Origin of the sequence: Streptococcus sp. DAT741 (assembly GCF_009866825.1) — a bacterium.
Lineage (GTDB): Bacteria > Bacillota > Bacilli > Lactobacillales > Streptococcaceae > Streptococcus > Streptococcus ruminantium.
Genome location: NZ_CP019557.1, coordinates 483,794 through 508,744, shown reverse-complemented (window position 1 = coordinate 508,744; position 24,951 = coordinate 483,794). Strand labels below are relative to the sequence as shown.

The following is a 24,951-nucleotide window of genomic DNA, read 5'->3' as shown; positions in this document are numbered from 1 at the left end:
CAATCCCTGCGACAAGACTAGAGACTGCAAAAAGATTAGTACGTTCCTTCTTCTCCTTGACTCGTCAAAATAACCGGACCTTCTTTGGTAATCACAAATTGATGCTCATACTGACAAGACAAACTTCCATCAAGCGTCTTATGAGCCCATCCAGTCTTCACATCCGTATCAATCTCCCAAGTTCCAGTATTGATCATTGGTTCAATCGTCAGAACCATTCCTTCACGTAAGCGAATCCCTCGTCCTTTTGTACCATAGTGAGGAACCATTGGATCTTCATGGAAGGTTGGACCAACACCATGACCGACCAGATCACGAACAACACCGTAGCCAAGACCTTCTGCATACTCTTGAATAGCTGCACCAATGTCACCAATACGATTACCAACCACAGCTTGTTCAATGCCACGATAGAGACATTCTTTTGTGACATTCATCAAGTTTTGAACTTCTTCAGAAACCTGACCAACTGCATAAGCCCAGCAAGAGTCTGCAACGCCACCACGATAGCTCTGAGTGATTTTTTTCATAGCCGCAACATTATTAAAATTGAGCTTAGAAACGTCTACTACCGCCTTATCCAGCGGTTCACTGAGAACCATGTCCACCTTGAGCAAATCGCCTTCTTTCAACTTGTAATGACGCGGGAAGGCATGAGCAACCTCGTCATTAAGCCCACAACAGGTTGCGTAAGGGTAATCCATCAATTCACCATCTACGCCGATTTGAAGAGGTAAAACATTTTTTTCCCTACAAGTCTTACGAACATATTCTTCTACTTCCCACATGTCCACCCCCGGCTTGATGAGGTCACGAAGTCCGATATGAACTTCCGCCAAGACATCTCCTGCTCGTTTCATTGCATCAATTTCACGTTGCGATTTAATTGTAATCATTATTTATCTATTTATCCTCATACATTTCTAAACTAAAATCTGTTCTTTTCAAGCGAAATTTAAGATAATTTCTCATCTTGTGCCCATAGCGGTCACTACCACGGTACTGCTCAACCTGCTGAAAACCAGCTTTTTTGGCCACCATTTGACTAGCTGTATTTTCTAAGTGGGTGACAATGTACAATTCCCTCAACTTGATTTCATAAAAGGCGAAAAAGACTAAACTGCGCACTGCTTCTGTCATCAACCCTTGACCCCAATAATCTTTTCTAAGAAAATAGCTGAGCTCCGCATCCAATGTTCGTTCATCTACTTTTTCAAAGCAAAGCGCTCCAATCATCTGCCCGGAAACCTTATCGGCTAAGGCCCAATTCCCCAAGGGAGATCGCATAAATTTCTCCACCATGGTAGCTGTAGCAAGTTCTTCTTCCATAATGCTTGGAAAGATAAATGAAAGATTTTCTGAATTTGACACTATCTCATAGAAGCCAGTTCTATCATCATAGGAAAAAGGTCTTAAGAGCAGACGCTCTGTTTCAAAGCAAGCAAATCTTGCCAACTGCATCCAAATCGTCATAGTGTACCCAAGGGGCTGAGAAAATTCTCAGCCCCACATTGTATTTATTCTTCAACCAACTGGATATCAGCACCCAGTTCTGTTAATTTTTCAATAATATTTGAGTAACCGCGAAGGATAAACTCAACATTGGTAATCTCGGTACGCCCTTCGGCCATCAAACCAGCAATAATCATCGCAGCCCCAGCACGTAAGTCTGTTGCTTTTACAGATGCTCCTGCTAATTGGTTTGGGCCTTCAAAAACAATGTGATTGTTTCGCGTAGAAATCTTGGCACCAAAATTGGCCAGTTCTTGTACGTGACCGATACGTTTTTCATAAATGGTATCAATAATTGTACCTCTTCCCTCCGCTTTGAGTAAAAGTGGAGTAAGCGGTTGTTGCAAATCTGTTGCAAACCCTGGATATGGAGAAGTTTTCACGCTAACAGCCTTTAACTTATCCTGCTTTTCCACAAAAATGCTATCTTCTGAAACAGTCATACGCACGCCCATTTCTTCCAGCTTAGCAATGTAACTCTCCAAATGCTCATAAAGAACATTATCAATACGAACACCTTCTCCGACAGCCGCTGCAAGAGCAATATAAGTCCCAGCTTCAATACGGTCTGGAATCACTTGGTGGCGAGTTCCTTTCAAGTAATCTACACCGTCAATGGTGATAATATCTGTACCAGCTCCTCGTATACGAGCTCCCATGTTATTGAGAAGAGTCGCAACATCAATAATTTCAGGTTCACGTGCCGCATTTTCAATGACAGTACGCCCCTCAGCCTTAACAGCAGCTAAAATAGTATTGATGGTAGCACCTACACTCACTACATCCATAAAAATATGAGCCCCTTGCATACGACGTCCATCCGTTGATAGACGCATATTTTGACCTTCATAGGTTGTCGTAGCTCCCATGGCAGCAAATGCTTTTAGATGCAAGTCAATCGGACGCGGTCCTAAATCACATCCCCCTGGCAAACCGACAACGGCTTGACCAAAACGTCCAAGAAGAGAACCATAAAAATAATAAGAAGCACGGAGGCTGTTGATTTTGCCAAAAGGCATAGGCATATCTTGAACGCCACGTGAATCAATTTCAAGTGTTTCACCATCACGTTTTACTGTAGCCCCCATGGTTTCCATGATATCAATCAAACTATCCACATCTGAAATAGCAGGCACCCCATCTAAAGTGACAATACCGTCTGCTAAAATAATGGCTGGAATCAAGGCAACAACTGAGTTTTTGGCACCACTAACGGTTACGGCACCTTTCAATGCCTTCCCACCACTAATTACAATCTTTTTCATATTAACATTCACTTTCTTAATTTGCCCCATCCCCAATGAAACTCAAAAATAGCTCACATAGCCTATCAACGGACTAGGAGACTAGAAATAAACAGAAGTTTATTTTTATTTACACCCGTCTCAACTCACATGAATATCTCAGACGAGTGAACATCTATCATTTTGGTTTTTGAAGCGTATAAAAAGGCATACGTTTCATTTTACCATAATAGAAAAGAAAAAGCTAGCCATTTAATGGACAAAAAGGACAACAGCTTGCGCTGCTGTCCTAGCATTTATTTCAATATACCGACTACACCAAAGCCTTTTTAAGTGCTTCAACCTTGTCTAAACGTTCCCATGGAAGGTCAAGATCCGTACGCCCCATGTGCCCATAGGCTGCTGTTTGTTTGTAAATTGGACGTTTGAGCTCCAACATCTGAATGATACCAGCCGGGCGAAGGTCAAAAATCTGACGAACAGCAGCTTCCAGTTTACTTTCCGCAACAGTACTTGTTCCAAAGGTATCAATGCGAACAGAAACTGGATGGGCCACACCAATGGCATAAGCCAACTGAACCTCTGCTTTCCTAGCCAGCCCAGCTGCCACGATATTTTTAGCGATATAACGAGCGGCATAAGAAGCTGAACGGTCAACCTTGGTTGCATCTTTACCAGAAAAAGCACCGCCACCATGACGTGAATAACCGCCATAAGTATCAACGATAATCTTACGACCTGTCAAGCCAGAATCTCCTTGCGGACCTCCAATCACAAAACGACCTGTTGGATTAACAAAATAGTGTGTCTCATCATCCAAATACCTAGCAGGAATGATTTTTTTGATAACATGTTCGATAACATCTTGACGAATTTGTTCCTGACTGACTTCAGGATCATGTTGGGTGGAGATAATCACGGTATCCACGCGAACGGGCTGATTATTTTCATCGTATTCAACTGTCACTTGGGACTTAGCATCTGGACGAAGGTAGGTAATCTCTCCAGATTTTCTCAATTCAGCCAAACGACGAACTAATTGATGGCTAAGTGAAATTGGCAAGGGCATAAGTTCAGGCGTTTCATCCACCGCAAAACCAAACATCAACCCTTGGTCTCCTGCACCAATCAAATCCAATGGATCCTGACTGGCATCTTGGCGGGCCTCTAAAGCCTCATTGACCCCCTGAGCAATATCCGGTGACTGCTCAACCAATGAAGGATGAACCCCAACCGACTCTGCCGCAAAACCGTACTCACCTTTTGTGTAGCCAATCTCAGCAATCGTATCCCGCACTACACGGTTAATATCCACATAGGCAGTGGTTGAAATTTCACCAAAAACATGCACACTACCAGTGTAAACAGCCGTTTCTGCTGCCACATGGGCATCTGGATCTTGGGCTAAAATCGCATCCAAAATGGCATCTGAAATCTGGTCTGCAATCTTATCTGGATGTCCTTCCGATACAGACTCAGACGTAAATAATTTCCGTTCTGACATAAACATGTCCCCCTTATAATAAAATAGATACCAGAAAATGAGTTGCCTTACCTAATATCCTCATTACTATACCAAACCAAGCAAATCAACATTTATTTACTTAGTGTGATCAAACAGGACACTTAGGAAAACAGCTAAGTAGCAGCTTCCATAGAAAGGCAATTGATTTCCTTGGCGAGTTACTAGGTTACAAAGCACCGACTGAAAGGAAGAGTTTTGCGATTACAGTATATTTACGAGCAATAGTCGTTGCAAATAAGTCATATTTTTTGTCTTACTAGTGTAAGACTGCCCCACCAATGGACAAATAAAATAGCTCCTTGCCTATCCTGTCAAACCACTTCTTACAGTCGCCTTTTCGGGACTTAATAACGACTCTAGTATAGCATAATTTAGCAAACTGTCCTAGTATTTTTTAATAAACAGAAAGAAAAAGGAGTCCCTGAATAACTCCCTCTCCTATTACATAAACTCTGCATCCGCAATCGCCTGTTTGACAACCTCTAAAGGAAGATGAACCAACTCACATCCTTTTTCTTTATACAGATACTGCGCATAGTCATCCATACGGTATTCATTGATATATACTACCCGTTTGCATCCAACTTGAAGAAGTTGCTTAGAACAATTCAAACATGGAAAATGAGTCACATAGGCTGTAAAACCTTTGGGAATGCCGCGTTCTGCTCCTTGTAAAATAGCATTTACTTCGGCATGAATCGTTCGAGCACAGTGACCATCAATCATCAAACATTCTTGGTCTAGACAATGTTCCGTCCCCGAAACAGATCCATTATAACCTGTAGCAATCACCTTGTTATCCTTCACCAGAACAGCACCGACCTTAGCTCTCTTGCAGGTTGCTCGATTGGCAATCAAAAGTGCCTGCGCCGCAAAATACTCGTCCCAAGCTAAACGATTTGTTGACATGTATTTCTCCTCTCTGTCTTACCTTCCAATCTCCTAACCACTGTAACTATTCAATAATTGCTCCGATTTATCCAGTGAGTCTCTTTTTGACAATCTAAAACAATTTGAATGGAGAATTATTTCGTACAGAATAAAGTATTTGACTAATATACTAAGCAACAAAAGAGCACAACTGGACTTTTCATTTTATATTAGTCAATCATAAAAGATCTCAAATAGACGTCTACCATCCGCTCCGTAGCTTGAACAGAATCCAGATGAGTTCGCTCATAAGAATGACTGGACTCAATCCCTGCCCCAAGTAGAGCATGCTTGACATCTGCTCCAGCCCGCATAGCAGCCGATGCATCTGAACCATAGTAGGGATAGATGTCTAGTTTGTAGGGAATCTTTTCCTTTTCAGCCAAAGCCACCAAATGCTGACGAAGTTCGTAGTGATAAGGACCGGAGGCATCTTTGACACAGATGGAAACCGTATACTCATCCGTTTGCTGGTCATCTCCCATAGCCCCCATATCAACAGCAAGGTACTCTACCACCTTATCTGGCAGACTAGAGTTAGCTCCATAGCCAATTTCTTCATTGTTTGAAAAATAGAAGTGGGTCGTATAAGGTAAGTTCACTCCTTCTTCTTTATAAACTTTCAGCAAGTGAATCAAAATTGCAGCAGATACCTTATCATCAAGGTGACGACTTTTGATAAATCCAGTTTCCGTCACAATCGTTCGTGGATCAAAGGAGATAAAATCACCAACTTCAATCCCCAAGGCTCGCGTTTGCTCTGCACTGGTCACTTTTTCGTCCAAACGAATTTCCATATTGGTTTGATTTCGCTCCGCTGTGTTAGCATCACGATAGACATGGACAGAAGTTTGGTGCATCAGAATCGTTCCTGTAAAAGTCTTACCGTTTTTAGCACAATGTATCAAGCAATTCTCTCCCTCGATAGAAGGATAACCAAATCCACCAACCAAATCCATCTTCAATCGACCATCTGGCTTGATAGCTCGCACCATAGCCCCCAAGGTATCCAAATGGGCAGTCAAGACGCGATGCTCTTGATTATTTTCCCCTTGGACAGAAACTAAAATTCCCCCCTTTGGCGTCTTCACAGCTTCATACCCAAAAGATTCCACTTCTTCCTTGATATAGTTCATGATGTCCGTCGTGAAACCAGTTGGCGACGGGGTCTTTGTCAGTTTTACAATATAATCCAATGTTTTCATAGCAACCTCCTTATACTCTTTCAAAACCAGACTCATACGATCTAAACGCATCTATTTCCAAGCTACCACTTTTCACATTAGTCCTACCTATTTTCCAAGTTCCAACTATCTATGATTGATTTTGATTTATAGTTTATTATATCACTTTTTAGGAGAGATTTTGCTATAATGATTGTATGAAAACCTATCAAAAAATTTATCTCTTGTTGGAAGAACGACAAGATTATATAAGCGGGGAAGAATTAGCTCAGGAATTAGGTATTTCACGAACATCCGTTTGGAAGGCTATTCGTCAATTGGAGATGCAGGGGTTAACTATTGAAGCTGCCCGCAATCGTGGCTATAAACTTGTGGATGGTGATTTGCTTCTGCCTGAGCTGATTTCTCAGGCTCTTCACATTCCAGTTCATTTTAAAGTAGATAGCGACTCTACCCAACTGGATGCCAAGCAAGGGATTGAACAGGGACATACCACCCCTGCTCTCTACCTATCTCCCCATCAAAATAAGGCCAAGGGGCGTTTTGGCAGACCATTTTATGCTTCCAAAGCAGGTGGTATCTACATGTCACTCCGCCTTGCTCCAAATGTCCCCTTCTTAGAATTCAAACCCTATACCATCCTTGCTGCCGCTGCTGTCATAAAAGCCATTCAAGAATTGAGCGATTTAGATGTTCAGATTAAGTGGGTCAACGACATCTACCTCGGTCAGAAAAAAGTAGCAGGTATCTTGACTGAGGCTATCTCCTCTATGGAAAGTCAAACTGTGACAGATGTCATTATCGGAGTCGGTATCAATGTCTTTATTGATGATTTTCCAAAAGAACTTCAACATACCGCAGGCAATCTCTTTGAAGAGCAACCACCATTTACCCGTAACCAGCTCATCACATCCATCTGGAGGGCCTTCTTTGAGACAGATGAAAAAGACCTGGTCGCCCTCTATAAAGAAAAATCACTTGTTATTGGCCAACAAGTGAGCTTTGTAGAAAATCAAATAAAATTTAACGGTACAGCCATCGCTGTCACCGATACAGGTAACCTCGTCATCCAGCTGGATAATGGCAAGGCAAAAATCATCTCCAGCGGAGAAATCAGCTTGACTTCTTGGTCTGCTTCTCAATCAATCGGATAAATTTTGTCACTCTATAAGAAAAGTGGAAGTTTCGATAGGCTATAAAGGCATAGAGACCCGCAATGAAAAAATCACCTGTCAAAATAGAAGCATTCATAAAATAAATGGCTAAGATTGTTGTAATGGCTAAAAAAAGAAATTGTGGAAGTTTCATAAAATAAATTATATCAAAAAATCAGTCAACTGGCTGATTTTTTATATGCTTTCCTCTAAAATTTTATCCTCAATGAAAACCAGACTCAATTTTGGGAATAGCCAATATTTATCACACGAATCCAACAAAGTCTGGACTGGATTTTCAAAGAATATGTTCTCCATATCTATTCACTTTTTTGACAAAACTTTACTATCAAAATCTGAACGGTATTTCCAGATACGTAGCTAAAATTCTCCACTAATCAATCCCAAAAGTTACAACAAAAACACCAACTCAGTTGGTGTTTTTGTAAGGAGATATGAAAAATATTTAGGATTAACTACAGTATAAACCAATCTGAGGAAATTGCCATCCGTCTCAAGACTGATATTGTTTTGTTTTTTATATGCACAATTCAATCCGCAATAACAATAACTTTGTAATTTCGGTAGGAAAATCTATAGCATAAAGTATAAAATCGAATAACATATATATAAATTACGCTTAACTCTTATAAATTGTGGAGAACAGTGTCCTTATATATTCCTTGATAAAGAGCCTCGATATAGCACAAAAAAACCTTTTGTCTCTTAATAAATTTATATCTACCACAAACGATAACTTGTAAATTAGCTAAATTAGCCGTGAACTTTTTTATTCAATGACGTTTAAAGAGGTTCATCAAAGGCGTTTTATTTCATAGAAAAAATTGAATTTACATTTTTAAGAACACACATCAATTTTTATATGATAAGATAAACCAGTTTCTAGTCATATCTAAAACGCCTCTCTGAACTACTTTTGGTCTTCTTTACCTAACTTTTTACAAATAGTGTGATTTAATTTTTAACTTGGGAATGGAAATTAATTTTGCCACTGTGTTCTAACAATCATAGCTTCATTTCCTGTCTCTAACAAGTGATTTTCACCACCCTCCCATACAATTTGTCCATATTGATTTTTCTTAATAAATTTATATTCAATATTTTTGTTGATTGGCAAACTCAAATCGTAAAACCATGATGGATACTGAGCAATAGAAGCAGTTGCATTAAACAACGGACCAATGGCCTTATTCGTGTCCCAATTGCCTAACTCAGCGACATTCCCTACTATATATAAGTTCTCTCCCGGAATAGTCATAGCATTATCCACAATCATCCGAAACGGAATCTGACTACCTGATAACACCTCAAAATTTTTATAAACATCTTCCTCACCACTCGTGTTAGAAACCTTAATATCATATTTTCCAGATGTGATACTAGGAATTGTAACCCTAATCAATGTATCTGACCAAGTTGTAACTTGTGCCTCATGATTACCAAAGTGAACTTTTCCTTGGCGATCTCCAAATCCTTCACCAGTAAGAGTTAATTCATTTCCAGTTTTCCCCATAGATGGATCTACATCTCCTAATAATAATTTATTGCTTTGGCTATTGTAAACCCATACTCCCACTGCATTGGGTGCCAACGAAAAACTTGAAACTTGCCCTTCTACCCCCACTTGAATAGAATTTCCAGATAATAATGATGATAACTCATCGTTGTATTGTCCTTGTGGCAAACTTGTTTTTAAATTTTCAATTTGATAGTTATTACTTCCTTTATTGACTGCTATCAATGCTACATGCTCTCCAAATTTTCTTTCGAAAACGAGAACATCTGAATTGATCCATCTTTCTTCCGTCGAACCATAGGCAAGAGCCTTGTTTTGCTTTCTTAAAACGGACAATTTACTGATAATTTTATATGCATCACTTGATGTATCAAATGAACTGATATCTCCCCTGTTGTGTGGATCGCTATCACCTTTATCATATTGTTCTGTTCCATAGTAAATTGTCGGAACACCACGAGAAGTCAATAATAAAGCATAAGCTTGATTAACAGCAACCTGATTTCCATTAACTATGGACGAAAAACGACTCATATCATGATTGTCTATAAACGTTACTTGATCATTAACTTCCTCATAATCTTTTTCTGTCGCCTTTATAACATTGTAAAAATCTGTCATAGTGTAGTTACTATTTGTAAACAAACTACGAATGGAATTTGCAAATCGAAAATCTAATAGACTCATCCCACTTTCATTGGCAAAATGAGTCATTTCCGGTTCAGCCTCCGTTCCTCCTGTATACCATTCGCCAAAGACAAATAGTCCTTTTTTCTCATAAATATAGCTCAACCAATTTTTTTGCCATCCCAAAGACATGTGCTTAACAGCATCAACCCGAATACCATCTATCCCTAAATCAATCCAGGTTTCAATCGCCTCTTTCATATATTGATCAACCGTTGGATTTAAGTTATTTAAATCAGCCAGTCCGTACAAGCTATGATAAATACCATTTTCATACGTGCTATAATTTGTCCATCCCTCATGATTAAATATTTTGGCTGTATCAGAAGAGAACTTACCTAACAACTCCCCTTTTTTGTATAAAGCCCCATCCTCTGGAAAAACCAAACCATTATATTCGGCTGTTGAGGTATGATTAGGTGCAAAATCAATAACAATTTTTATTCCATGTTTGTGTGCTGTACTTACTAATTCTTTAAAATCTTCTTCTGTTCCAAAAGCAGCATTCGTTTTAAAAAAATCTCTAGCCCAATACCCATGATAGGCAGCGCTTTGATTTGTTGGATCAATGGTTGTAATATTTTCAACGGGAGAGGATATCCAGATGGCTGTGATTCCTAAGTTTGTTAGGTAACCATCCTCTATTTTATTGATAATACCACGCCAATCTCCACCATGATATTTTCGTAAATCAGCCTTATCAAAAATTTCTCCTTTGGGGTTATTAGTTTCATCCCCATCAGCAAATCTATCTGTGATAATTTGATAGATAACATCCGAAGAAAAATCTGCTCTATTCTCAACAGATCGATATGTCTCAGCCATCAAGTTAGTTGTACAGCACATAATGGCTAATAAACCTGTTGCCAAAACAATTAAACTTTTAGATAGAAGTTTTTTATTCATTATTATTCTCCTTTTACTTCACTGCTCCTGCTGTCAACCCTTTTACCATATTTTTTATTAGTAGAAAATAAAGCAAGATAATCGGTATAGCGATAAAAACACTACCTGCTGCAAAGCGAGCAAACTGCGTTTCATCAAGATTCATGAGACCAACAGCTACTGTGTATAAATCTTTTTCCTTCAACAATAATTTGGGCAAAATAAAATCACTCCACGGCCAAGCAAATGTTGTCAAGGCTGTATAAGTAATAATCGGTCTTGACAATGGTAAGTGCACATGCCAAAAAATTTGAAAACTTGTTGCTCCGTCTATTCTTGCAGCTTCATCAATGCTATGAGGAATCGTATCAAAGAATCCTTTTTGAGTTAGATAACCTAACGGAGCAGCAGCACTATAAATTAATACTAATCCCCATAATTGATTGATGAGATTAAATTGTGTCATCAAAAGATAGACTGCAATCATACCCATGAAAGAGGGAAACATCCCCAACACCATTGTTGTTTTTATAAGAATTTTCTTTCCCTTAAACTGAAAACGCGAAATGGTATAAGCTGTTAGAATCACCAAAATCGTTCCCAAAATACAACTAGCACTAGCAATAAATAGAGTATTCATAAACCATTTAGGATAATTATATAGATTTGTATCTGTAAATAAGGTAATGAAACTATTTAAACTATAAGAAGTCGGAAAGAAACCTTTAAAAGAGTAAATTGTTCCTGAACGAGAGAATGAAGCCAAAATCAGCCACAAACAGGGAAAAAGAAAAATGAAACTCACTATCAGCAAAGCTAAATAAAGACCTGAACTTTGAAAAAATCGAATCCATTTTCTCATGAGAATCTTCCTCCTTCCTTATATGAAGATGTTCGAACGTAAACCGCTAAGGAAATAACAGAGGTGATGATAAAAATAATCAAACTAATGCTTGCGCCGATACTGTAATAGTTATTGTCAATGGATAAGTTATACAACCAATTGATCAATAAGTCTGTGTCACTTGCAAGAAAATAATCATCTAAATAGAGTCCTCCTCTTAAAAAATAGAATATGCCAAAATTATTAAAATTTCCGACAAACTGCCCAATTAAAACAGGTGTAGTCGCCGTTAGAATATATGGTAGTGTAATCTTTGTAAATTGAACCCATTGACTAGCTCCATCTATTTTTGCAGCCTCATAAAGACTCTCATCACGGTTAGACAACATCCCTGTTGCAAGAAGCATGATAGATGGAATACCGATCCATGCATTAACAAATAAACCAATTAATCTAGCCGACCATTTTGCATCAACATCCAAAAATCCTATTGCTTTATGACCAAAATCTTGAATAAGTTGATTAATCGGACCACCATATGAAAACATAAATTTAAAGGCTAATAAGCTAATAAAACCTGGAATTGCATAAGCAAGGATAGGAAATGCACGCCAAATTGTTTTTCCTCTCACTCTTTTATTTGAAAAAAGAAGTGCCAATGCCAAACCACCAAAGTAATTTAAACTTGTAGAAAGAACGGCCCATAATACATTCCAACTTAACACCTTAAAGAATGTTGGAGCGAATTGAGTAAGAGAAATAATCTTTATAAAATTATCTATTCCTACCCAGTCTACTAATTCAGGAGGAACAATTTTGCCACCATAGTTTGTAAAGGCAATGAGAATCATAAACAAAATAGGCAACACGCTAAATACTAAAATACCTAGAACAGGTAATGTTAAAATGAAGATAGGAAATTTCTGATCTACTAATCTCGCCCATTCTTGCTTAAAATCGGGTAGCTTCTTTCCTCTTTTTATTTGCTCCTCTACTGCAAAAACATCTTTTATGTTCATCCAGTAAATAGAAACAAATACCATGATGAATAGAAAACTTAAGATCCCCATCAAAAGAATAACGATAGAGTTATCTCCTACAATGCCCAGCCATGTATCTGCTTTTTGAGTACCCAAGGTAAAGAAATCACACATATCTCTATAGCCTCTTGATACGAAATAAGTCAAATAAACAACTTCTGCTAAGAAAAAAGTAATCCCCTTTAATTTTTGTCCATAGAGAAACTGTCCCAACCCCATACAAAATAAGGATAGACAGGTTTTAGGATAAGCTTCTTTTAACCTTTTTAAACCTTTCCTCCACATAATAAACTCCTACTCCAATGTATGAATAGCATCACTAATCTGCTTGTCTACATCTTTCAAGCCAGACTTCAAATCTGCTAATGTTTTATATTTCTTTTCATTTTCAGGACGGAATACATCTTTTGTTATGTCTGAAAAGTATGTCTGAGTTGGTGTCCAAATTTGAGAAACAGCAGAAATTGAGGGCATAGTTATGATATTTCCCTTTTCAAGATTTGCGTGTAACACTTTTGAGATTCCCCCAATTTTATCAACAACATCTTTTTGAGTTGGTACAATTCCTAATTTTTCATAACGTTTCATCACCATTTGGTATCGAGTAGCAAAATTGACAAAAGAAAGACTAGCATTTGGTGCTTTCGTGTAGGCACTAATCGCATAACCATTGATTCCTCCCATCATTTTGTTGTCTATCAATTCTGAGTTGACATCATTCAAATCACCACTCTTTGGCAGTTTTGGAAGACTTGTCACAACAAGATTTTCTTTCGCCAGTTTTTGAGCCTCTTCCTTTGTTTTTCCTTGACTTTCGTAATTTTTTACAATTTCATCTAAGAAAGTTGAATATACATCTGGTGTTGACATCGTTGCAAAATAAGTACCATCTCCCAACTTACTATAAGCACTAGACTTAATGGTATTATCAATACTCTCTTCATTCATAACAGAGGCAAGCTGTTGAATAATGTTTGCTCCTTTTTCTGCTTCTCCTTTAGAAAAACCAATATCTTTTGTATCTGTATTACCTTGACCAAAAATGTAGGCACCATAAGAGAATAAATAGCCGCTAGAAAAGTAGGTGTCATAAAGAGATTCCATATAACCATATTGAGTAGGGTTAACTGCATGACGCTGTCTTGAAAAATCAACTAATTTTGACCATGTCTCTACCATATCTGGAATTTGGTTTTTATTGTCATCCCAGTTTTCCCTCCAATCATTTGGCAATAAATCCTTGCGGTAGTAGAGAACGGGCGCTTGAACATTAACAGGAACTCCACAGGTGTAGGTTTTTCCTTCCTTTTTTATTTCAAAGGCCGACCAAGCATTTGGGGAAGTAGTTTTATAAGCATCTAATTGATCTATCGGAAGAGGATAGATGTGCTTACTATCTGCATACTTCATGATAACATCATTCGCTTGGTAGAGAACATCTGGCCCGTAACCATAAGGACCGTCGTTCGCCAAATCAACATACTGATCCGTATTAGCATCAACTGCTTTTATTCCCTTATCAGCATATTCTTCATTAAAGGCCTTTATCAAGTCTGCAAAGTACCCTTTTGAGATAGCTGTGTCATTTTCCAAAACCTTAATGGTTACACCATTTTCTATTTTTCCTGTAAAAATAGCATTTTCGTTGCGCTTAACTTGTTCTCCCTCTGAAGATTTTCCACAACCAGTTAGACAAAAGATGGTCATTAAAGCAAATGCTAGTAGATTATTAGTCGTTTTGAATTTCATAACTTCCCTCCTCTAGTTCAAATAGCACAAAACCATATGGCATCAACAAATTATAATTTTTTAGCTCATTTTCAATAAGAACTTTCTCTCCTAGTTGGATTTCTTGTGGTTGATTGCCAAGGTTGAGATAAAAGACTAATTTGTCATTATTTAATGTTCTTTCGATGATAAGCAAATGACCTTTCGAGTAAATTTTAACCTTTCCGTCCTGAATACGTTTATCTCGTTTCAAAAAAGTTAACGCTTTTATTTTTTCTAACACAGCATTGTCCCAGTTTTCCTTATTCCAATCGAAAGTTCTTCGCGAATCAGGGTCATAGCCACCTTCCATACAAATTTCTGTTCCATAATAGAGACACGGAACACCCGGAAAAACGAAAGTAAGCGATAAAGCTGCCAGTAATTTCTCTTTAGACTTACCTAACTGTGTAAAAATACGATGTGTATCGTGTGAGTCAAGCAGATTCAAATTCATTTGATTAACCTGTTCCATATTCCTCATCAAAATATGATTAAGCTGGTTTGACATTCCCTCCGCTGAAAACCTCTCTGTCGCAAAGCAGTCCAAACATGCTTTAGTAAAAGCATAATTCATAATGCTATCATACTGATCTCCCATCAGGTACGGGTAAGCATCGTGCCAATTTTCTCCAATTAGGACACAATCTTTTTTTTCATTTTTGACAGCTATACGAAATTTTCTCCAAAATTGATGCGATACTTCATCGGATACATCTAAACGCCATCCATCAATATCAAATTCCCCAATCCAGTATAAACCAATTTGTATCAAGTGTTCTTGGACAGCAGGATTCGAAGTGTTCCATTTTGGCATGTAATGACATGAAGCAAAACATTCATAATTTACTTCCTCTACATCAGGAAAATCGCCTTCAATTAAAAACCAATCATAATATTTAGACTTTCGACCTTTACGCAATACATCTGTAAATTCTTTAGATAGTACGCTACAGTGATTGAACACCGCGTCTAAAATAATCCTAATTCCTTTTTGATGTGCTGCTTCGATTAGTAATTTCAGATGTTCTTTTGAACCAAATTGCTCATCAATTTTGTAATAATTAACAGTATCGTATTTATGATTAGAAGGAGACTGAAAAATTGGCGTCAGATAGAGAGCTGTCACGCCCAGATCTGAGAGATAGTCCAAGTGTTCCAAAATACCTAATAAGTCTCCACCTGCAAAATTCTTTGGAGTCGGTGCATCGCCCCACTGCATTGTAATGTAAGATTGATCTTTTTTAAAATCTCCTTGAGCAAAACGATCAACAAAGATTTGATAAAAAATTGCTTCTTTCATCCAACTCAAACTGGGAAAGACATCTGCTTGATTGATATAGGGCATTTGAAAAAAATTATAAAATCCCTCATCAAAATCATACTCTTTAGTCAAGCCATCTTCACTAAAGTAAAATGTCTCTTTTTTGTCTTCTAAACAAAAAATATAAGCCAACCGAGTATCATTCAAACACAATGTCGTTTCAAAATAAACGAACATTTGGTCTTCATAACTAATAGATAGCTCCTTACTTTGCCGACTTAAATGATAGTCATACTTTTTACCGTAAATCAAGGAAACCTTCGTATTCTTATCCTCTTTTGCCAATCTAATCCTAATAACTAAGTCTTTTGTTCCTATCGCAAAACAATACCTAGAATCAGGAATATGTAATATACCCGCTCCATTCATATATCTCTCCTATCTATCCCATCTGTCTCATGGGTTGACTTTTCCCTCTTTTTTTTATATAACAAAATTATGAAAAATAAAGTAACCATCAAAGATGTTGCACGTGAAGCAAATGTTTCTGTTGCAACAGTATCTTATGTTATCAACAATCGAGAAGACCAGAAAATTAGTCCTGAAACTAAGAAAAAAGTTTTACACACTATCAATCTACTCAACTATACTCCGAATCGAGCTGCAAAGTCCTTAGTCACAAAAAAGCATCAAACTGTCGCACTCTATTATCATAAACACGAATCATTTTTAAAAAATGCAGAACAATTTTATCTTATTGATAGCCTATCGGCCTACTTACACTCTAAAGAGTATCATTTAGTCTGCTTAAATGAACAATTCATTGAAAAATATGATATGGCAGATGTCATCGTTACCTCAGATGTGAGCAAAGAAGAATTCCATCAAATAGGAAATGCCAATTTTTCTCCCCTCATTACACTTGATAGTTTTATTGATGACCCTTTGTTCTTTCAAGTCAACTCTGACTATTTGCACATGCGCCACATAGCCGAAAACTTTTTCAAGGGAGAGCCGTTCACCTTTGTCAGTATTCCTATTCATAATATCGAAAGAAGGGAGCATTTACTTCAGGTATTTTCTGATGTCCTTTTCGTAAATCGCTTAGAAGATATTCAAACAATTCCATCAGGAAATATTTTGATTGTTGATCAAACACTGAATGAAATCTTGATGGATACAAAGCAAAAACTGTATCTACCAAATATTTCCGAAGAAAAATTTAATCATCTTTTTCAAGCTATTGAATGGGCAATGCAACGTCAAGAAATGGATAATCATAATATTCTCGTATAAGGGAGTGGGAACAATCGTAATTTCAAAGAAATTGATTGTTCCCTTTTATTTAGTTATAGATTTGCTTCAATATAATCCAGTGATTGATTTACCTACAATTCAATATTCATTAAGCTAAACTACAAGTAGGAACCAAGCTATGCAATATCAAATTTTCCCTAGTTACTCTTTTTTACCAATTTAATTTTCTATAAACTCCCAAGTGATACTGTCAAAAGGATTTGTATTAAATGTCTCTTTTTTTAGCTCTGAATACTTTGGATCTTCTTTCGCATAGGTATCTTCCGCTGGATGAGTTTTTAAGATAAATGTATAGGTACCAGATTTGGCTACTTTGATATTAGCGCGTTTTATTGCCACATCTCCTAGACCTCCCGAATTTTTAAAGTAGGAAACCCCATCTTTTTCTGCTGTCGTTAAATAACCATATCCTCTTTGATTTTCCCATTTACCATTTATTGCAAATTGGAACTCGTCTCCTTCTTCCAATTTAACCGTTAATTTGTAAAGATTTGAGTTTTTTGCATCTTCTTTTATCATTTTATGTGCATCAGTGATCACTGCACCCCAATTAGAAGACTTCAACACTTCGCTTTTCCCATTTCCCAAAATTACAAAAGATCGTACATCTTCTTGATACTTAGAAAAACCTGCATATAGCTTCATGTCCGATTGAAGTTCTATTCCTTCAACTAACTTTTTAGATAAATCTGGCTTCACATACCAACCTTCAAATTCGTATCCTTCTTTTTGAGGCATATATTCCAAGGCTTCCTTAGTGGATTTAGCCTCTTTTTTCTCTAACTCTGTTTTACCATCCATATCATAATAAACAACTTTTGCTACTGCAACCTTTTCCGGATAATTTTGGCTTCCATTTTTACTATTTTCGGAAGCACGACAAGCTCCTAAAGACAAAGTAAGCCCCGTAGCAGCGAGTAGTACAAGATATTTTTTCATTTTAGAAACTCCTTTTTATTTTGTAACCGCTATCTTAAACGTTTAAGTTAACTATACTACTATTTTTTAAAATTGTCAAACAAAGTTAAAAATTTATGATAAATCTTTAATTGGATAGTAATTTTTTAAGATACGATTGGAAGAATTTAAAATGCTTGACAAGAGGCAAGTAATGTTTGCAGCGTTCATGTAGACTGAAATTAGCGAATGAAATAGAACCTACTGACATCAATCTTTCAATTCCCATCTCACACTTTTAATAACTGTTAATTCTTTGGCAGTTACTTTATTCCATGTGACTCTTTCTGGTGACTGAGCTCATATAGGGTATATGAGACTTTTTTTACGAATAAATAGAACTCCACAATCTCAGCGATAGATCTACTCACAGCAGAAATCATTGAGTTATAAGAAATTTTTTCAAAAAAAAAAAAAAACTATACCCGCTTGCTCCAAGTGTAGGGTATAATTCTTTCTCTAGCTGTATTGGCTATTTTTTCATAAATCTTGTATCCTAGATAAATTTCCCTAATAAATCCGAGAATAACGAAGGTAACAAGAATAACAGAAGTATCGTAAAAGAATCTTAAATTCCTTATAATACACTTTCTCAGTAGATACATACTATGAACAAAAAATTAAGGGAACTATACATTTGTTTACACTAACCACAACCTGATGTAGCTAAAACCTAGAAATTCCGAGGATTGTCTAGACCATATTGTGTTAGTGTAAACTAGTATATAATTCCCAAAATTAAAAACATGTTAAACTTCTTTCTCTGTGGATAGGGCGCCTCTCTTTAAGCACTCACTTTGCTAAAAAGAACTAGCACCAACCTTCTTAATCATCCACTATTTCGACTGTACCTGCTAAAAAGCTAAATTCTTCTGGAAGAGAACTTTCTGCCTTTTCAGTTTCTTGGATTTTTTTCCCTTTGGCTTTAGCTGAAAACTCCGCTCGAACACGGATCCAATCCTCTTGAGCAATCGCTAAAATCTGCGGTGAAAATCCCGCTGCTTTGCTAAGAATATTACCAAACATAGTGTTAAGGTTATCCCGTTTCATGGTCTGCTCAGCATTGAGAGGTGAGTCAAAAGCCAAAATCGCATGATTCTCATTTGCTGCGACTGGCTGAGAACCGACAAGCAAAGCTTGGTCTGCCCCAGACAAACTTTCAATGATTTCTCCCCAAGCATTTTGCAGACGGGTCAAATTCTCGCGCGCCAAGACTGGATTTTCCATCGCTTCCTGCAAAATTGCATGAATCTTACTAGTATCCAATCTGTATTTCTTTTGCGCTTGCGGCTTTCGAGAGACTGGTTTAATCGTCATTGGTTGATTGCTAGATAATTGACTTAATTGTTTTTGCAGCTCAGCAACCTGCTGTTGCAAAGTTGCCAACTGCTGAGTCAAATCTGCTGGTAACTCTGCTATTTCCCTTGAATTAGATCCGTCTTCCGCCAAACGAATTGTCATCATTTCAGCATAAATCTTGGGTTGGGGACTGGACTTAATATCCGCAAGTCCCTTTGTAACCATCTCAATCATAGAAAAAATCCGATCTTGTTGAAGGGTGAGGTTGTCCATAAAACCTGCTGTCAGATGGGTGTTCTCCCCACCTGTCTGTACAATGAGCAAGTCTCGTAAGTAATGCAACAAATCCGTTGCAAACCGGCTCATACTCTTTCCTTGATCAAATAGCGTTTGTAGATGCCTAATAGCAGTAATACTATCGAACTGACGGATACTTGCCACGTAATCATCCAAAGCAAGCAGACTAATCGAACCTGTGATTTCTTCTGCAATCCTTAGTGTTATTTCTTGACTCTGGCTAAGACTAAGAGCCTGATCCAAGATAGACAAGGCATCCCGCATACCACCTTCTGCCCGACGTGCAATAAGCATCAAGGCCTGCTCATCAAAAGCAATCCCTTCCTTTGATAAAATAGTCGCCAAATGTGCTTGAATATCTGCCACTTGGATGGACTTAAATTCAAACCGCTGAACACGTGAAAGAATCGTCGCAGGAATCTTATGCAACTCCGTTGTCGCAAGAATAAAGACCACATTCTCTGTTGGCTCTTCCAGAGTCTTCAAAAGAGCATTGAAAGCTCCCGTAGACAGCATGTGAACCTCATCGATAATATAGACCTTATAAGTCGCAAGGCTAGGTGCGTAAGTTGACTTATCACGGATGTCACGAATCTCATCTACACCATTATTAGATGCCGCATCAATCTCAATCACATCCTCCAGACTACCTTCTGTAATAGCTCGGCAGATATAACAATCATTGCATGGTTCACCTCCAACCTGATTCGGACAGTTCATAGCCTTGGCAAAAATCTTAGCTGCTGATGTCTTCCCCGTACCACGAGGTCCAGAAAAAAGATAAGCATGGCTAATCTTTCCCTGCTCAATGGCTTGCTTGAGCGTAGTTGCAACCACCTCCTGCCCCACCATTTCCCCAAAAGTCTGGCTCCGGTACTTCCGATACAAAGCTTGGTACATTAGCATTTTTCTCCAAACATAGCAAAATTCCAATCCGTTCTCTCAACCAAGAGAGCAACGAACTTTTCTAGATATTCTTGGTCAATGGCATCATAATCCGCAACCAGCCTAGAGTCTAAGTCCAAAACGCCCAATAATTGATCATTTTTCACCATAGGGACCACGATTTCTGACAAGGCTGCTGCATCGCAGGATATGTAGTTATCATGCACTCGAACATCGTCTACGAAAATAGTCTGATGCTTTTCAGCTGCCTCTCCGCAGACCCCTTTCCCAAGTGCAATATGGACACAAGAAACACCACCCTGAAAAGGACCCAAAATCAATTCCTTGCCATTAAAGAGGTAAAAACCTGTAAAAACAGAATTTGGTAGGGTTTGATTGAGCAAGGCCGAAGCGTTTGCCAGATTGGCCAGAGCATTTCTTTCTCCTTCTAAGAGAGCCTCCAGTTGAGCTAATAATAGCTGATAAGTTGAGATTTTTTCTTGTTTCTTCATATGGAACATTATAGCATAAATGGACAGACATTTATAGTCTGAGTGATAAAGAAAAAGGCTTTCGCCTATTTCCAAATCCAATACATAATTACCGCATCCACCATGAGTCCCACTGCCCAAGCTAGTTGAAAATATTTTTTCTGTGTTTTATGACGAAAGTGTGTTCCTCCGGCCCAGGCACCTAGACCACCACCCAAATACGACATGAATAACAAGGTTTTTTCCGAGATACGATAGGTACTCTTTCTGGCTTTTCCTTTATCTATACCATAGGTGATAAAAACGATCATATTCCAAATCATCAGTATCATGCTAGCCATTTGTTTGATTGTCATACATTCTCCTAATCTTTAACCTCCTACCAACCTCGCTCCCTTCTTAACGTCTGAGCAAGGTTGGCAGTAAGGAGCATCCTACATAATACTATAACTTTATCACAATCCTGACTAGGAAACAAGAAAAACAGTGTATACAAGTCATCATTTTTCGGTGGAAATATGCCTGAAAGGAACGAACTAGAACACACAACTCACATATTCCCTCCTGCTAGCATATCCACTTTTTACAAGACTTTACCGATACTGATATATTCTGGATTATTTTTTGAACCAAAATTTATAGGATTTATTTTCATTGTTTTTTCTCTGAAAAACCATCCTTGTTTATATACCAACCATTGATCCATCTTGACTTGGCCATTTTACCGTCTCCTAGTAGATAATACCATTTATTATCGGAATGTTTTATCCAATCATTGGTCAGCATTTCACCGTTTTTATCCAAGTAATACCATGAAGAATAGTTTTTATCGTAAATCCATTTTGATTTAGCCATTTTACCATCTTCTAGTAGATAATACCATTTACCATTGGAATGTTTTATCCAACCATTAGTCAACATCTCTCCGTTTTTATCCAAGTAATACCACGAAAAATGTTTTTTGTCGTAAATCCATTTTGATTTAGCCATTTTACCGTCTTCTAGTAGGTAGTACCATTTACCATTGGAATGTTTTATCCAACCATTGGTCAGCATTTCACCGTTTTTATCCAAGTAATACCATGAAGAATAGTTTTTATCGTAAATCCATTTTGATTTAGCCATTTTACCGTCTTCTAGTAGGTAGTACCATTTGTTATTCATTTTAGTCCAACCAATGGTTATAGTTTTGTTTTTAGCTCTATTTGCTTTGCTACTTTCCTTTTCTGCTTGTATTTATTTTTTAGAGGCAGCCTGTTTTTCAGCTTTTAGTCTTTCCGCTTCTAAAAATTGTTCTTGCAATCTTCTGAGCTCTTCTTCCTGTGCTTTTTTATTTTCAATTTTCTCTTTTTCAGCTTTCTCCCATTCTATTCTGTTTTGTTCTTCTCTTTGTTTGAACTGCTCTCTTTCTTTTTGTTTTTCAATTTCTCTTCTCTTTAATCGTTCTTGGATCTGATCTTGGGGATCTCTTTCGACAGCACTTTTTCCTTTTGCATTGTTGTAAATAGCATCTTTATTGATTAAAACCAAATCTTCTGTTTTTTGGTCTTTAGCCCAGTTTTCAAATGTCATATTAGTCATAACTTGGGCATTCGACAATGTCCCTATATGTGCTAAAGCTTCTTTGGGTGAAAAATTTTTAACAATTTCTGTATACTTATCTTCACTACGGTCAAACATCAACTCAGAATAGCCTGATCCTGTATCGCCTGCTCTTTTATCACTTGTCAAATCAACAGTATGCCATGCACCGTCATAATATGCTCTGGTAACCGCATGGAGTTGACCCGTTTCAACTTTCGCACCTGCAACGTAGGCTGGAATTCCCATGAGATTAAAAGCTCTAGCAGCAGTCGTACTAAATCCTACACACCTTGCATTTTTTCTCATGGTCACCGCAAATAAATCAGATGCTAAATTATATTCTGATGATGCATTTTTTTCCAATCCTCTGAAATCATATTCCACTTCTCCCATCTGGATTGCGAATTTTTTGATTTTTTCACGATCTTCATCACTATCCTTTATACCTGCAGAGTCAATCATTTCTCTTATTTTATAGTCATTTTGTTTAAAATTTTCAAACTTTAAATTTTCGGTATATCCTTCTTTAGTATATTCTTGGTCATTATTCTGATGTACCTTAACTCCATAATTTACCGTTAGTTTATTTTCTATTTTTAAGGCTTTAGAATAGACCTTAACATCATTGAATAAGTTGTTTTCTTTTATTTCTTTACCCATCCATACTCCATGGGCATCCAATAGCATCAGGAGATTTTCATCGTCTTCTATCTTTTCTAAACTATGTATTTGATGTGTATCATAAGAAAATTCATCTAATTTATTTTTTCTTTCACTAAATTTTTCTTCATATTCTTGCTTAGTAGATACAACAACGTCTCTTGCATTCATTATGACTACTCTATTGCCGGCTAAATATTTACCATTTATTTTCACAAATACATAATTTTCATTTCCCTGTCCCCCTTGATCATCACCTTTAAATAGTTCTTTCGAATCGGAGATGGTGCTTAAATTTACAGCAGAGCTTCTATGAAGATTATCTTTTCCCAACATATAAACAAAAACATCTTGACCACTCGCTTCCTTTTTTGCTCCTTCTAAAAATTCAGCAAATTTTTCTTCTTCAACAATCTCAACACTATACTTCTTTTCTTGAATCGACTGATTAGCATACACTTTATTTGCCCCTATTTCCATAACTGGGGTTGTTGATAATAGAATACTCGCTGCTAATACGAACATTATTTTTGATTTTTTCATATATACTTACCTCTTGTTCGAAAAACTAAAATCCTTGAATAGTATGATACATATTCACTAATTTTGTAATTGTAACTCCTTTATTATTTTTTTAGAAAGAGAAGCATTCTGCCTTTCTCCCTGATATGACTATTGTATCATTGCTGACTATTCATCCCATGTAGTAAGTCTATTTTATGTCTACTTTTTGTAATCGTATTCCTTTATTTGTATTTTCTATAACTATCCCTCTACGGATATAGAAACTATCTAAATATGTTTAACAATATTTCAATAAAATATTTAACATCCCAAAAAATATTTTTAGGAACCTTAAAGACTAATAACATTACTACCTTTATCCTATAGAGATACGAAACACTATCCACTTTATTCATAAATAGCTGAGATATGATTTTGAAAGAAAAGATGTATTCTTCTTACTTTAGTCTTATATTTTAATAGCCGAACCGTAAAAAGAAAACACCTATCTCTAGGTGCTCTTAGGAGGGTTATGAAAAAGAATGGTTAAATTATAACCTAACTACCTTAAATAAAACTAAACACTTTTATTTGATGTAAGTTTAAGAAAGAATAGGGCACTTTCTCAAATAATAGAGTTAAAGTTTAACACGATTTTTCAATTACATATCCACCAACTAATTGTCAGCAACTGTGCATTTCCTACCTCAAATATCTTAACTGCGCTCTCTTAAGATGCTCTCTACCTTAGTATTGAGTAGATCAATAGCTACAACATTGGTGACCCCTTCGGGAATAACGATGTCAGCATAGCGCTTCGTCGGCTCGATAAACTGGTGATACATTGGTTTTACCACTGAAGTATATTGCTCAATGATACTATCCAAACTACGTCCACGCTCTTCCATATCTCGTTTGATACGACGAATAATACGAATATCATCATCCGTATCCACAAAAATCTTAATATCCATCAAATCCCGCAAGCGTTTGTCTTCCAGCACTAAAATGCCTTCTACAATAAATACATCCTGCGGTTCCTGACGATAGGTTTTGTCTGAACGTGTATGCTGCGTGTAGTCATAAATCGGAATATCTACCGAACGCCCTGCTAACAACTCACTGATATGGTAAATCATTAGATCCGTATCAAAGGCCAGCGGATGGTCGTAGTTCGTCAATATTCGTTCTTCAAAAGTCAGGTGAGATTGATTCTTGTAGTAAGAATCGTGTTCAATCATTGAGATACGAGCATTTGGAAAATTATCCAAAATGGCACGTGACACACTTGTCTTACCACCTCCCGATCCACCGGTGACACCAATAATAATGGGTTTCTGAGTCATCATTGTCTCCTTCTATTTTCGATACTATTTTACCATGA

21 protein-coding genes are annotated in these 24,951 nt (G+C 37.2%); 2 read left to right on the top strand and 19 right to left on the bottom strand.

Annotated elements, in window-relative coordinates:
- Positions 1-35: 35 nt before the first annotated feature.
- The 6 genes from BZG42_RS02570 to BZG42_RS02545 form a co-directional block, all read right to left on the bottom strand.
- Entirely contained in the window at positions 36-896 is an 861-nt protein-coding gene (locus BZG42_RS02570) for a methionyl aminopeptidase (RefSeq protein ID WP_024531602.1), read from the bottom strand.
- A 7-nt stretch (positions 897-903) separates the two neighbouring features.
- A complete protein-coding gene (locus tag BZG42_RS02565) occupies positions 904-1,473 on the bottom strand; it encodes a GNAT family N-acetyltransferase (RefSeq protein WP_120171411.1) in 570 nt (189 codons plus the stop codon).
- A gap of 44 nt (positions 1,474-1,517) precedes the next feature.
- Positions 1,518-2,777 carry a UDP-N-acetylglucosamine 1-carboxyvinyltransferase gene (locus tag BZG42_RS02560; RefSeq protein ID WP_155995864.1) on the bottom strand — a complete coding sequence of 420 codons (1,260 nt, stop codon included), beginning with the start codon at positions 2,775-2,777 and terminating at the stop codon, positions 1,518-1,520.
- Between the two features lie 292 nt (positions 2,778-3,069).
- Positions 3,070-4,260: a methionine adenosyltransferase gene (gene metK / locus BZG42_RS02555; RefSeq protein ID WP_155995862.1), complete on the bottom strand. Its 1,191-nt coding sequence runs from the start codon at positions 4,258-4,260 to the stop codon at positions 3,070-3,072.
- A 462-nt stretch (positions 4,261-4,722) separates the two neighbouring features.
- The gene (locus BZG42_RS02550) at positions 4,723-5,190 is read right to left on the bottom strand and encodes a deoxycytidylate deaminase (protein WP_155995860.1); all 468 of its coding nucleotides are present in this window, start codon (positions 5,188-5,190) and stop codon (positions 4,723-4,725) included.
- A 191-nt stretch (positions 5,191-5,381) separates the two neighbouring features.
- Positions 5,382-6,416, bottom strand: a complete 1,035-nt coding sequence (locus tag BZG42_RS02545; protein ID WP_024532355.1) for a M42 family metallopeptidase — start codon at positions 6,414-6,416, stop codon at positions 5,382-5,384.
- A gap of 176 nt (positions 6,417-6,592) precedes the next feature.
- Here BZG42_RS02545 and birA point away from each other — a divergent pair, with 176 nt between their 5' ends.
- Positions 6,593-7,549, top strand: a complete 957-nt coding sequence (gene birA, locus BZG42_RS02540) for a bifunctional biotin--[acetyl-CoA-carboxylase] ligase/biotin operon repressor BirA (RefSeq protein ID WP_155995858.1) — start codon at positions 6,593-6,595, stop codon at positions 7,547-7,549.
- Here birA and BZG42_RS02535 read toward each other — a convergent pair.
- The 6 genes from BZG42_RS02535 to BZG42_RS02510 all read right to left on the bottom strand — a co-directional run bounded on the left by BZG42_RS02535 (position 7,509) and on the right by BZG42_RS02510 (position 16,002).
- The gene (locus BZG42_RS02535) at positions 7,509-7,703 is read right to left on the bottom strand and encodes a DUF3272 family protein (protein ID WP_024532353.1); all 195 of its coding nucleotides are present in this window, start codon (positions 7,701-7,703) and stop codon (positions 7,509-7,511) included. The genes birA and BZG42_RS02535 overlap by 41 nt on opposite strands.
- A gap of 846 nt (positions 7,704-8,549) precedes the next feature.
- Entirely contained in the window at positions 8,550-10,679 is a 2,130-nt protein-coding gene (locus BZG42_RS02530) for an alpha-amylase family glycosyl hydrolase (protein ID WP_155964084.1), read from the bottom strand.
- 13 nt (positions 10,680-10,692) lie between these two features.
- Positions 10,693-11,520, bottom strand: coding sequence for a sugar ABC transporter permease (locus BZG42_RS02525; RefSeq protein WP_120171407.1), 828 nt, complete (start codon positions 11,518-11,520; stop codon positions 10,693-10,695).
- Entirely contained in the window at positions 11,517-12,827 is a 1,311-nt protein-coding gene (locus tag BZG42_RS02520) for a carbohydrate ABC transporter permease (protein ID WP_120171406.1), read from the bottom strand. The genes BZG42_RS02525 and BZG42_RS02520 overlap by 4 nt, the downstream gene beginning before the upstream one ends.
- A 9-nt stretch (positions 12,828-12,836) precedes the next feature.
- Positions 12,837-14,291, bottom strand: coding sequence for a sugar ABC transporter substrate-binding protein (locus BZG42_RS02515; RefSeq protein WP_227984753.1), 1,455 nt, complete (start codon positions 14,289-14,291; stop codon positions 12,837-12,839).
- Complete coding sequence (locus tag BZG42_RS02510) at positions 14,272-16,002, bottom strand: glycoside hydrolase family 13 protein (protein WP_155995856.1); 1,731 nt, start codon at positions 16,000-16,002, stop codon at positions 14,272-14,274. Before BZG42_RS02510 ends, BZG42_RS02515 begins: the two co-directional genes overlap by 20 nt.
- A 69-nt stretch (positions 16,003-16,071) precedes the next feature.
- Between BZG42_RS02510 and BZG42_RS02505 the strand changes: the two genes are divergently transcribed.
- Positions 16,072-16,869 carry a LacI family DNA-binding transcriptional regulator gene (locus BZG42_RS02505; protein ID WP_120171404.1) on the top strand — a complete coding sequence of 266 codons (798 nt, stop codon included), beginning with the start codon at positions 16,072-16,074 and terminating at the stop codon, positions 16,867-16,869.
- A gap of 180 nt (positions 16,870-17,049) precedes the next feature.
- On the opposite strand, the gene BZG42_RS02500 is transcribed toward BZG42_RS02505, so the two are convergent.
- The 7 genes from BZG42_RS02500 to udk form a co-directional block, all read right to left on the bottom strand.
- Positions 17,050-17,829 carry an InlB B-repeat-containing protein gene (locus BZG42_RS02500; RefSeq protein WP_024532346.1) on the bottom strand — a complete coding sequence of 260 codons (780 nt, stop codon included), beginning with the start codon at positions 17,827-17,829 and terminating at the stop codon, positions 17,050-17,052.
- An 843-nt stretch (positions 17,830-18,672) separates the two neighbouring features.
- On the bottom strand, positions 18,673-20,343 hold the full coding sequence (gene dnaX / locus BZG42_RS02495; RefSeq protein ID WP_155996289.1) for a DNA polymerase III subunit gamma/tau: 1,671 nt from the start codon (positions 20,341-20,343) through the stop codon (positions 18,673-18,675).
- A complete protein-coding gene (locus BZG42_RS02490; RefSeq protein WP_155972579.1) occupies positions 20,343-20,840 on the bottom strand; it encodes a GAF domain-containing protein in 498 nt (165 codons plus the stop codon). The genes dnaX and BZG42_RS02490 overlap by 1 nt, the downstream gene beginning before the upstream one ends.
- A 65-nt stretch (positions 20,841-20,905) precedes the next feature.
- On the bottom strand, positions 20,906-21,175 hold the full coding sequence (locus BZG42_RS02485; protein WP_024532435.1) for a DUF1294 domain-containing protein: 270 nt from the start codon (positions 21,173-21,175) through the stop codon (positions 20,906-20,908).
- Positions 21,176-21,470: 295 nt separating this feature from the next.
- Positions 21,471-21,983, bottom strand: coding sequence for a hypothetical protein (locus BZG42_RS02480; protein WP_155996288.1), 513 nt, complete (start codon positions 21,981-21,983; stop codon positions 21,471-21,473).
- Positions 21,984-22,055: 72 nt separating this feature from the next.
- Complete coding sequence (locus BZG42_RS02475; protein ID WP_155996287.1) at positions 22,056-23,606, bottom strand: hypothetical protein; 1,551 nt, start codon at positions 23,604-23,606, stop codon at positions 22,056-22,058.
- 677 nt (positions 23,607-24,283) lie between these two features.
- Positions 24,284-24,913, bottom strand: a complete 630-nt coding sequence (gene udk, locus BZG42_RS02470; protein ID WP_155965070.1) for a uridine kinase — start codon at positions 24,911-24,913, stop codon at positions 24,284-24,286.
- Positions 24,914-24,951: the final 38 nt, after the last annotated feature.

Excerpts from the sequence above, each read along its gene's own strand:
- metK (WP_155995862.1), bottom strand. The coding sequence starts at position 4,260 with ATGTCAGAACGGAAATTATTTACGTCTGAGTCTGTATCGGAAGGACAT.
- BZG42_RS02515 (WP_227984753.1), bottom strand. The coding sequence starts at position 14,291 with ATGAAATTCAAAACGACTAATAATCTACTAGCATTTGCTTTAATGACC.
- BZG42_RS02535 (WP_024532353.1), bottom strand. The coding sequence starts at position 7,703 with ATGAAACTTCCACAATTTCTTTTTTTAGCCATTACAACAATCTTAGCC.
- BZG42_RS02475 (WP_155996287.1), bottom strand. The coding sequence starts at position 23,606 with ATGAAAAAATCAAAAATAATGTTCGTATTAGCAGCGAGTATTCTATTA.
- BZG42_RS02510 (WP_155995856.1), bottom strand. The coding sequence starts at position 16,002 with ATGAATGGAGCGGGTATATTACATATTCCTGATTCTAGGTATTGTTTT.
- BZG42_RS02505 (WP_120171404.1), top strand. The coding sequence starts at position 16,072 with ATGAAAAATAAAGTAACCATCAAAGATGTTGCACGTGAAGCAAATGTT.
- dnaX (WP_155996289.1), bottom strand. The coding sequence starts at position 20,343 with ATGTACCAAGCTTTGTATCGGAAGTACCGGAGCCAGACTTTTGGGGAA.
- BZG42_RS02530 (WP_155964084.1), bottom strand. The coding sequence starts at position 10,679 with ATGAATAAAAAACTTCTATCTAAAAGTTTAATTGTTTTGGCAACAGGT.
- BZG42_RS02500 (WP_024532346.1), bottom strand. The coding sequence starts at position 17,829 with ATGAAAAAATATCTTGTACTACTCGCTGCTACGGGGCTTACTTTGTCT.
- BZG42_RS02485 (WP_024532435.1), bottom strand. The coding sequence starts at position 21,175 with ATGACAATCAAACAAATGGCTAGCATGATACTGATGATTTGGAATATG.
- BZG42_RS02550 (WP_155995860.1), bottom strand. The coding sequence starts at position 5,190 with ATGTCAACAAATCGTTTAGCTTGGGACGAGTATTTTGCGGCGCAGGCA.
- BZG42_RS02520 (WP_120171406.1), bottom strand. The coding sequence starts at position 12,827 with ATGTGGAGGAAAGGTTTAAAAAGGTTAAAAGAAGCTTATCCTAAAACC.
- BZG42_RS02490 (WP_155972579.1), bottom strand. The coding sequence starts at position 20,840 with ATGAAGAAACAAGAAAAAATCTCAACTTATCAGCTATTATTAGCTCAA.
- BZG42_RS02525 (WP_120171407.1), bottom strand. The coding sequence starts at position 11,520 with ATGAGAAAATGGATTCGATTTTTTCAAAGTTCAGGTCTTTATTTAGCT.
- BZG42_RS02560 (WP_155995864.1), bottom strand. The coding sequence starts at position 2,777 with ATGAAAAAGATTGTAATTAGTGGTGGGAAGGCATTGAAAGGTGCCGTA.
- BZG42_RS02570 (WP_024531602.1), bottom strand. The coding sequence starts at position 896 with ATGATTACAATTAAATCGCAACGTGAAATTGATGCAATGAAACGAGCA.
- BZG42_RS02565 (WP_120171411.1), bottom strand. The coding sequence starts at position 1,473 with ATGACGATTTGGATGCAGTTGGCAAGATTTGCTTGCTTTGAAACAGAG.
- udk (WP_155965070.1), bottom strand. The coding sequence starts at position 24,913 with ATGACTCAGAAACCCATTATTATTGGTGTCACCGGTGGATCGGGAGGT.
- BZG42_RS02545 (WP_024532355.1), bottom strand. The coding sequence starts at position 6,416 with ATGAAAACATTGGATTATATTGTAAAACTGACAAAGACCCCGTCGCCA.
- BZG42_RS02480 (WP_155996288.1), bottom strand. The coding sequence starts at position 21,983 with ATGAATAACAAATGGTACTACCTACTAGAAGACGGTAAAATGGCTAAA.
- birA (WP_155995858.1), top strand. The coding sequence starts at position 6,593 with ATGAAAACCTATCAAAAAATTTATCTCTTGTTGGAAGAACGACAAGAT.